This is a genomic window from Pigmentiphaga sp. YJ18, assembly GCF_038066655.1.
GTDB lineage: Bacteria > Pseudomonadota > Gammaproteobacteria > Burkholderiales > Burkholderiaceae_B > Pigmentiphaga.
Map to the genome: position 1 here is coordinate 2696946 of NZ_JBBUKU010000001.1, position 9723 is coordinate 2706668.

At 69.6% G+C, this 9723-nt stretch carries 7 protein-coding genes; all 7 read left to right on the top strand.

Going from position 1 to position 9723, the window contains the following annotated elements; all coding sequences use genetic code 11:
• The first annotated feature begins 69 nt into the window (after positions 1–69).
• The 7 genes from WKR98_RS12935 (at position 70) to lon (ending at position 9647) form a co-directional block, all read left to right on the top strand.
• The gene (locus WKR98_RS12935; protein ID WP_341433472.1) at positions 70–1086 is read left to right on the top strand and encodes an HlyD family efflux transporter periplasmic adaptor subunit; all 1017 of its coding nucleotides are present in this window, start codon (positions 70–72) and stop codon (positions 1084–1086) included.
• A complete protein-coding gene (locus WKR98_RS12940; RefSeq protein WP_341433474.1) occupies positions 1083–2846 on the top strand; it encodes an ATP-binding cassette domain-containing protein in 1764 nt (587 codons plus the stop codon). The genes WKR98_RS12935 and WKR98_RS12940 overlap by 4 nt, the downstream gene beginning before the upstream one ends.
• Positions 2843–3982 carry an ABC transporter permease gene (locus tag WKR98_RS12945; protein ID WP_341433476.1) on the top strand — a complete coding sequence of 380 codons (1140 nt, stop codon included), beginning with the start codon at positions 2843–2845 and terminating at the stop codon, positions 3980–3982. Before WKR98_RS12940 ends, WKR98_RS12945 begins: the two co-directional genes overlap by 4 nt.
• Before the next feature lies 1 nt (position 3983).
• Entirely contained in the window at positions 3984–5099 is a 1116-nt protein-coding gene (locus WKR98_RS12950; protein WP_341433477.1) for an ABC transporter permease, read from the top strand.
• Positions 5100–5111: 12 nt separating this feature from the next.
• Positions 5112–6593 (top strand): efflux transporter outer membrane subunit, encoded by a 1482-nt coding sequence (locus WKR98_RS12955; protein ID WP_341433478.1) that lies wholly within the window; start codon positions 5112–5114, stop codon positions 6591–6593.
• 175 nt (positions 6594–6768) lie between these two features.
• A complete protein-coding gene (locus tag WKR98_RS12960) occupies positions 6769–7173 on the top strand; it encodes an Hsp20/alpha crystallin family protein (RefSeq protein ID WP_124688466.1) in 405 nt (134 codons plus the stop codon).
• Between the two features lie 44 nt (positions 7174–7217).
• A complete protein-coding gene (lon, locus tag WKR98_RS12965) occupies positions 7218–9647 on the top strand; it encodes an endopeptidase La (RefSeq protein WP_341433479.1) in 2430 nt (809 codons plus the stop codon).
• Positions 9648–9723 lie beyond the last annotated feature (76 nt).

Consider the following 9723-nt stretch of genomic DNA (forward strand, 5'->3'; position numbering starts at 1 on the left):
AAAATCATACATCAAATTGAAATTTGAGTTATATAATTTGCCGACCGACGGTTTCCAAGGGCGGCGGCGATGAAGAAGGTGCTGGCAGGAGGCGTACTGGTGGCGGTAGTGCTGGCGGGGGCGGCATGGTATGTCCTTCGTCCGGCGCCCGCCCAGGATGGCCTGACGCTATACGGCAACGTCGATATCCGGCAGGTGGCGCTGGCATTCGACGGCAGCGACCGGGTGGCCCGGATGCGGGTCGAGGAAGGCGACCGGGTCAAGGCCGGCGATGTCCTGGCGGAACTGGACGGCCGTTCGCTGCGTTTGCAGCAAGCCCAGGCGCGCGCCCGTATCGCCGTGCAGGAGCAAGCGCTGCTGCGGCTGCGCAACGGTACCCGGCCCGAGGAAGTGGCCCAGGCACAGGCCCAGGTGGCGTCGGCCCAGGCGGAGGCCGAGCTGGCGGAGCAGCAGCTCGCGCGGCTTCGCGGCATCGCCGCGAACACCGGGGGACGCGGGGTCAGTCAGCAGGACCTGGACAATGCCGCGTCGCGCCTGCGGGTGGCGCGGGCGCAATGGGACAACCGCAGCAAGGGGCTGCAACTGGCGCGCGTCGGACCGCGCAAGGAAGACATCGCGCAGGCCGAGGCGCAACTGGAGGTCTCGCGGGCCGAACTGGCGCTGATCGCCTATCGCCTGGAACAGACCGAGCTGAAGGCGCCGACCGACGCCGTCGTGCGCGCCCGGCTGCTCGAGCCAGGCGACATGGCCTCGCCCCAGCGTCCCGCCTACACGTTGGCGATCACCGATCCCAAGTGGGTGCGCGTCTATGTGTCGGAGCCGCAACTGGGGCACGTCAGGCCCGGCATGGCGGCCGAGGTCGTGACCGACAGCCAGCCCGACCAGCCCATTGCCGGCCGCATCGGCTACATCTCGTCGGTGGCCGAATTCACGCCCAGGAACGTGCAGACCGAGGAACTGCGGACCAGCCTGGTCTACGAGATGCGTGTGCTGGTGGACGACCCGCAGGACCGGCTGCGGCTGGGCATGCCGGCCACCGTTCGCATCGCGCAGGATCGGCAGGGCGAGGGAGCGCCCGGGCGATGAACGGGGCCGCCGTCGTCATGGCGCGCGACGTGTGCAAGCGTTTTCCCGCCGCGCGCGGGGGGCGCGAAACCGTGGCGCTGGACGGCATCTCGCTGGACGCGCCCGCCGGCGCGCTGACCGCTCTGGTCGGACCGGACGGCGCGGGCAAGACGACCCTGTTGCGCCTGGTGGCCGGCCTGATGAAACCCGAAGGCTCGCTGCGGGTGCTGGACGTCGATGTCGCCGCGGATCCGCAGGCGGTGCAGAACCGCATCAGCTACATGCCCCAGCGATTCGGCCTGTACGAGGACCTGAGCGTGCAGGAGAACCTGGACCTGTACGCGGACCTGCATGGCGTGTCCCGGGAACAACGGCGCGGGCGCTATGCCCGCCTGCTGGAGATGACCGCTCTCGGCCGTTTCACGGCCCGCCCCGCGGGCAAGCTGTCGGGCGGCATGAAGCAGAAGCTGGGGCTGGCCTGCACGCTGGTCCGGTCGCCGGAACTCCTGCTGCTGGACGAACCCACGGTGGGCGTGGACCCCCTGTCGCGCCGGGAACTGTGGCAGATCGTCCAGCAACTGGTCGACGACGAGCGCCTGTCCGTGATCGTCAGCACCACCTATCTGGACGAGGCCGAGCGCTGCGCGCGCGTGTTCGTGCTGCACGAAGGCAGGCTGCTGGCGCAGGGCCGGCCCGAGGACATCCGCCGCCCCGCGCGCGGGCTGTGCTTCGTCGCGGCACCGCCGCCGGGCGAGCCGGCCAGGCTGCTGCAGGCGCGCCTGCTCGACGACACGGCTCGCATCATCGATGCCGTGCCCCAGGGCGGCGAGGTACGGGTGATCCGCCGCGAGGCGGAGCGGGGCGCGCCCGCGCAGCAGCCGGGAGACGTCCTGGCCTGGCGGCCGGTCGAGGCTCGGCTGGAAGATGGCTTCATGGTGCTGCTGCGGGAACGCCAGCCGGAGGCGGGCACGGCGGCGCCGTTGCCCGCGCCACGCGCGCAGGCCGCAGGCGGCGAAGCCATCATCGAGGTCCGCGACCTGGTGCGCAAGTTCGGCGATTTCGTCGCCGTGGACCGCACCAGCTTCACGGTGAAGAAGGGGGAGATATTCGGCCTGCTCGGCCCCAATGGCGCGGGCAAGACGACGACCTTCCGCATGCTGTGCGGCCTGCTGCCTGCCAGCAGCGGCTTCCTGCGGGTGGCGGGCGTGGACCTGCGGACCGCGCCGGCGCGGGCGCGGCGCAGCGTGGGCTACGTGTCGCAGCGGTTCGCGCTGTACGGCAACCTGAGCGTGATGGAGAACCTGACCTTCTTCGGCAGCGCCTATGGCCTGCATGGCGAACGGCTGCGCGCGCGCATCGGGGCGGTGCTGGCCCAGTTCGGACTGCAGGACCAGTCAGACGCGGCCAGCGGACGCCTGCCCGGCGGCTACAAGCAGCGGCTGGCGATGGCGGTGGCGTTGCTGCACGAACCCGACATCCTGTTCCTGGACGAGCCCACCAGCGGCGCCGACGCGCTGGCGCGGCGCGAGTTCTGGCGCCGGATCACGGCGCTGGCCGCCGACGGCACCACCGTCGTGGTGACGACGCACTTCATGGAAGAGGCGGAGTACTGCGACCGCATCGTCATCCAGGATGCCGGGCGGCTGCTGGCGCTGGGCACGCCACAGCAGGTGCGCAGGCAGGCGGGCGAGACGGACGCTCGCCGCATGAACATGGAAGAGACGTTCATCGGCATCGTCGAGCGCGGCCGCAAGCGCGAGACCGCGGAGGCCGCGGCATGAGCGCATCCCCGTCCGGCGGTTTCTGGCGGCGCCTGGTCTCCTTGACCCGCAAGGAGGTACGCCAACTGCTGCGCGACCGCGCCAACCTGATGATGGGCATCGCGCTGCCCATCGTCCTGATCCTGATCTTCGGCTACGGGTTGTCGCTGGACGTGAAGAATGCGCCCGTGGCGGTGGTGCTGGACGATGCCTCGCCGGTCGCGCGCGACGTGGTGGCCGGATTGTCCACCCCGGGTTACCTGGCGCCCCGCGTGGTCGGGTCGGCGCACGAGGCCTACGCGCTGATGCGCGCGCGGGAGGTGGACGCCGCCGTGCTGGTGCCGGCGGACTTCTCGCGGCGGCTGGCCGCCGGCGACGCGCAGGTGCAGGTCCTGCTGCAAGGCGCGGACGCCAGCCGCGCGACGATGATACGCGGCTACGTCGCCGGCGCGCTGGCGTCGTGGGGCCAGAAGCGGGCCGACCGGGGCGAAGCCGCGCGGCCGGCCACGGGCCAGGTCCAGGTGGTCGACCGCATGTGGTTCAACGCCGCCAACACCAGCACGTGGTATCTCGTGCCCGGGCTGATCGTGCTGATCATGACGCTGGTGGGCGCCTTCCTGACGGCGCTCGTCATGGCGCGCGAGTGGGAACGGGGCACGCTGGAGTCGCTGTTCGTCACGCCGGTGCGTCCGGTGGAGGTGCTGCTGGCCAAGATCATTCCCTATTTCTGCGTGGGGATGATCGGGCTGGCGCTGTGCCTGGCCGCGGCGGCCTTCCTGTTCCACGTGCCCATGTACGGGTCGCTGCTGATCCTGCTGCTGAGCGCCATGCTTTATCTGTTCGTCGCGCTGGGCATCGGCCTGGTGATCTCGTCGGTGACCCGGAACCAGTTCCTGGCCAGCCAGGTAGCCCTGATCGCGAGTTTCCTGCCGGCCCTGATGCTGTCCGGCTTCATGTTCGATCTGCGCAACGTGCCGACGGCCATCCGGATCATCGGGCAAATCCTGCCCGCCACCTATTTCATGGAACTGATCAAGTCGCTGTTCCTGGCCGGCAACAACTGGCCGCTGATCACCAGGAACTGCGCCATCCTGGCGGCCTATGCCGTGGTGCTGCTGGGCGTGGCGCGGCTGGTCACGCGCAAGAGGCTGGACTGACATGGATGACTTCATCGACTTCTGGCGACGCCTGGTCCAGCTGTGCCGCAAGGAACTGCTGGCCATCCTGAAGGACCCCGCCAACCGGGCCATCCTGGTCGTTCCCGCCTTGCTCCAGAGTTTCGTGTTCGGCTATGCCGCGACCTACAACCTGACGAACGTGCCGTACGCGGTGCTGGACCAGAGCCAGGGCGCGGCGTCGGCCCGGCTGCTGGCGCGCCTGGACGGCACCGGGGTCTTCCACCGCGTCGCCACGCTGACGGCGCCCCGGGACATCGCGCGCGTGGTGGATGCCGGCGACGCGCTGCTGGTCCTGCAGTTCGGGCCGGACTTCGAGGCCCGGCTGGCGCAGGGGCAGGACGCCCCCTTGCAGGTCATCCTGGACGGCCGCAACTCGACCACCGCCGGCCAGGCATCCGCCCACGTCGCCCAGATCGTGGCGGCCTACAACGCCGAGCTGCGCGGCGGCGGGATGCCGGTCATCGCCGTGCCGCGCGTCTGGTACAACCCCAACCTCGAGACGCGCTGGAACATCATGCCGGCGCTGATCGCCGCGCTCAGCATGATGCAGACCCTGATGCTGACCGCGCTCTCGGTCGCGCGCGAGCGCGAGCAGGGCACGTTCGACCAGTTGCTCGTGACGCCCTACACACCCATGGAGATCATGCTGGGGAAGGCCGTGCCACCGGTCCTGATCGGCCTCGTGCAGTCGTCCATCATCCTGTGCGTCGCGCTGTTCTGGTTTCGCATTCCCATGGCCGGATCGCTGGCGACGCTTTACGCGGGCCTGGCGATCTTCACCGTGGCCTGCGTGGGAGTCGGGCTGTCCATCTCGGCGGTCTCGGCCAACATGCAGCAGGCCATGCTCTATACCTTCGTGCTGATCATGCCGCTGATGCTGCTGTCGGGCCTGGCCACGCCGGTGCGCAACATGCCCGATCCCCTGCAGGCCGCGACCCTGGCGAATCCGCTGCGCTTCGCCATCGATCTCGTGCAGCGGGTGTATCTGGAAGGCGCCGGCCTGGCGTCGCTGTGGCGCAATCTCGTGCCCATGTTCGTCCTGGGCACGGTCACGCTGCCGCTGGCGGCATGGCTGTTCCGCCATCGTCTGGTTTGACTGGAGGCAAGCATGGCATGCGATCCCATCCGCCGGTCCCGTCCCTTTCTGCAAGCGGCCGTGCTCGCGTTGTTGCTGGGCGGCTGCGCGGCCGTGGGGCCGGACTTCACGGCGCCCACGCCCGCACAGCCGGCGGACTGGAACAGTTGGCGCGGCGGCCCGGAGGACCTGCGCGATCCGGTCTCCACGGCGCCGCCGCCTGAGCGCTGGTGGGAGACCTTCCAGGATGCGCGGCTGGACGCGCTGCTGGTCCGGGCGCGCGAGGCGAGCCCCGACCTGCGCACCGCGGCACTGCGCTTCGCCCAGAGCCGGCTCATGCGGCAGACGGTGGCCGCGCAGCGCGGGCCTGACGTGGGCCTGTCGGCGGGCGTGTCGCGCCAGCGCCAGAGCGAATACGGCGCCGGTACCCGCCTGTTGGACGCCATCGCGCCCAACAACCGCGAGCAGCTCGTGTCGGCGCTGAGCGACCCGTTCACGCTGTACCAGGCGGGGTTCGATGCCTCCTGGGAACTCGATCTGTGGGGCCGGGTCGCGCGCTCGGTCGAGGCCGCCGATGCCGACGTGGCCGCCTCGGCGGCGGCGCTGGCGCAGGCGCGGCTGTCGGTGGCGAGCGAGATCGCCCGCAACTACTTCGAACTGCGCGGCACCCGCTCGCAACTGCGGTGGCTGCAAGAGGACATCGCCGCGGCCCGGGAGTCCCTGGACATCCTGAGGGCGCGGCGCGACGGCGGGCAGATCGACGCGCTGGACGTGTCGCGGCAGCAGGCGCTGCTGGCCGACCTGAACGGGCGGCTGGCACCTTTGCGCGCGCAGGAGGCCGCGGCGGCCAATCGCATCGGCCTCCTGGTCGGCCAGCCTCCCGGCGCGCTGCGGGACGTGTTGAGCGAAACGGGGGACGCGGACACTGCCATGCCTGACCTGGAACTGGGGCTGCCTTCCCAGGTGGCGCTGCGCCGGCCCGACATACGGGCGGCCGAGGCCCGGCTGCACGCCGCCACGGCCGACATCGGCATCGCCACGGCCGACCTGTATCCGCGCATCGTGCTGGGCGCGAGCTTCGGCTACGAGTCGTTCAAGGATGGCAAGTTCGGCGAATGGGGCAGCCGGCGCTGGTCGGTGGGGCCCAGCCTGTCGCTGCCGCTGTTCGACCAGGGGCGCCGCCGCACCACCGTGGCGCTGCGCGAACTGGCGCAGCAGGAGGCGGCGGTGTCCTACCAGCAGACGGTGCTGCGGGCGTGGCAGGAGATCGACGATGCCTTGACCGGCTACGGCGCCGAACGCCGGCGCAATCTGGAATTGCAGCGCAAGCTGCGCGCGAGCGGCGACGCCCTCGACCTGGCCCGGGCGCGCCACGCCGGCGGGATGACGGACTTCCTGCCGGAGCTCGACGCCCGGCGCACGCTGCTGCAGGCCAGGCGCGACCTCGCGCAAAGCGACAGCCAGCTGCGGATCGGGCTGGTCGCGGTCTACAAGGCCATAGGCGGGGGCGGGTAGGTCGCGCCGCGGGCTCCCGGCTCCTGATCGCGACATCTGTTACGAATCCGCGATCCCGCGCCCCGCGTGCCTTCCGGCCCGGCGGCGGGGTGCGGCCTTTCCATCCCCTATTGCCAGATGCGGCGCGGCGCCTTAATTTGGAGCCATCGGGGCGCCCCGAGCAAGGACAAGGACCATGATCTATCGCAAACCGTCCAATGCCATGTGGATCGACGCGGTCAGGCTGCTGGAGCAGGCGGACAACCTGCATCGCCAGTTCTTCCGTCCGGGCCAAGGCGGACCCCAGGGGCCCACCTGGGAACCCCCCATCGACATCTTCGAGACCGGCCGCGCCTTGTCCGTGCTGGTCGCGCTGCCCGGCGTCGCGCCCGACCAGGTCCAGGTGCTGATCGACGGGGCGACGCTGACCGTGGTGGGCGAACGCCCCTTGCCGGCTCCGGCCGAGGCCCACATCCGCCGCATAGAAATTCCCTACGGCCGTTTCGAGCGGCGCATCGCGCTGCCGCCGGGCGCCTTCGAAATCCGGGAGCACAGGATGGTGGACGGCTGCCTCCTGTTGACCCTGCTCAAGCTGGGATAGGCAGGCGGCACGCCGCAACTCGAACCAGGGACAGGTAAGAAGCCATGGCAAACGAATTTCGAGACCAACAATCGGGACAGGAACGGCAGGAGGCGCCGGGTGCGCAGCCCGCGAGCCAGGGGGCCGCGCCGTCGATCGCGCTGCCGTCGGATGCGCTGACGCTGATCCCGGTGCGCAATCTCGTGCTTTTTCCAGGATTGGTGGCGCCCATTTCCATCGGCCGCGAGAGCACCGTGCGCGGCGCGCAGGAAGCCGCGCGGGCCAGCCGCCAGGTGGGCGTGGTGCTGCAACGCGATCCGGAGGCCGAGGAGCTGGGCGACGGCGACCTCCATCCCATGGGGACGGTGGCCAACGTGATGCGCTACGTGACCACGCCCGACGGCACGCATCACGTCATCTGCCAGGGCGTGCAGCGCTTCCGCATCATCGAGCTGCTGCAGGGCTATCCCTTCATGGTGGCGCGGGTCCAGCGCTTCGAGGATCCCGAGATCATGACCTCGGACATCGAGGCGCGCCTGATCCAGCTCAAGGCGCGCGCGCTGGACATCCTGCAACTGCTGCCGCAGGCGCCGGCCGAACTGGCGGGTTCGATCCAGAACATGACCTCGGCGCCGCTGCTGACGGATTTCATTGCCGGGCTGATGGAGATCAAGCCCGAGGAAAAGCAGGACGTGCTCGAGACCGTGGACGTCGTGGCCCGGGCCGACAAGGTGCTGGCCCTGATGATGCATCAGATCGAGGTGCTGCGCATCAGCCGCGACATCGACCAGCAGACCAAGGCGCGCTTCGAGGACCGCCAGCGCGAGGTGATGCTGCGCGAGCAGCTCAAGACCATCCAGCAGGAACTGGGCGAGACCGAGGGCAACGGCGCCGAACTGGCCGAGCTGGGCGAGCGCATCGCCAAGGCGGGGATGCCGGAAGAAGCCGAGAAGCAGGCGCGCAAGGAACTCAAGAGGCTCGAGGGCATACCCGAGGCATCGGGCGAATACTCGATGATCCGTACCTACCTGGACTGGCTGATCGAGCTGCCCTGGTCGGTATCCACCGACGACCGCATCGACATCGCCGAGGCCCGCCGGATCCTGGACGAGGACCACTACGGGCTGGACAAGATCAAGCGCCGCATCCTGGAATACCTGGCCGTGCGCAAGCTCAATCCCGCCGGCAAGAGTCCGGTGCTGTGCTTCTCGGGGCCGCCCGGGGTGGGCAAGACCTCGCTGGGCCAGAGCATCGCCAAGGCCACCGGACGCAAGTTCGTGCGCCTGAGCCTGGGCGGCGTGCACGACGAGGCCGAGATACGCGGCCATCGGCGCACCTATATCGGCGCGCTGCCGGGCAACGTGATCCAGGCCATCCACAAGGCCGGTTCGAACAACTGCGTGATGATGCTGGACGAGGTGGACAAGCTGGGCGCCAGCGCGCAGGGCGATCCCGCCGCCGCGCTGCTGGAGGTGCTCGATCCCGAGCAGCACGACACCTTCCGCGACAACTACCTGGGCGTGCCGTTCGATCTGTCCAAGGTGCTGTTCATTGCGACGGCCAACGTGCTCGACGCCATCCCCGGCCCGCTGCGCGATCGCATGGAGATCATCACGCTGCCGGGCTACACCGAGGAAGAGAAGGCCCAGATCGCGCGCCGCTACCTGGTGCCGCGCCAGCTCGAGGCCAATGGCCTGACGCCCGCGCAGGGCGAGATCACCGACGAGGCCATCCACGAGGTGATCAACGGCTATACCCGCGAAGCCGGCGTGCGCAATCTCGAGCGGGAAATCGGCAGTACCTTCCGCCATGCCGCCATGAGCGTGGCCGAAGGAACCGCGCAGCACGTGCGCATCGACGTGGACGAGGTGCACGCGATCCTGGGCGCGCCGCGCTTCGAAAGCGAGATCGCCATGCGCACCGGCATGCCGGGCGTGGCCACGGGCCTGGCCTGGACGCCGGTCGGAGGCGACATCCTGTTCATCGAGGCCAGCCGCACGCCAGGCAACGGCAGGCTGATCCTGACCGGGCAACTGGGCGAAGTGATGCGCGAAAGCGTGCAGGCGGCCCTGACGCTGCTCAAGGGCCGGGCGGCTTCGATGAACGTCGATCCCGCGCTGTTCGAGCACAACGACATCCACGTCCACGTGCCGGCGGGCGCGATTCCCAAGGACGGTCCCAGCGCCGGGGTGGCGATGTTCGTCGCGCTGACCTCGCTGATGACCGACAAGCCAGTCCCCTCGGACCGGGCGATGACGGGCGAGATCAGCCTGCGCGGATTGGTGCTGCCGGTCGGGGGCATCAAGGAAAAGGTACTGGCTGCGTTGCGGGCCGGCATCAAGACCGTGCTGTTGCCGGCGCGCAACCGCAAGGACGTCGACGACATCCCCGAGGAATCGCGCCAGCAGCTCCAGTTCATTTTCCTGGAGACGGTCGAGGATGCGATCCGCGCGGTGACGCCGGCGGACAGGCAGGGGGAGACGGTGGCCGGCTGATGGCCGGGGGGCCATTCGTCGGCTGGGAATGTCGATTCGGCCGCCGGGGTTGCGGTGTCGGGATCCTGACAAATAA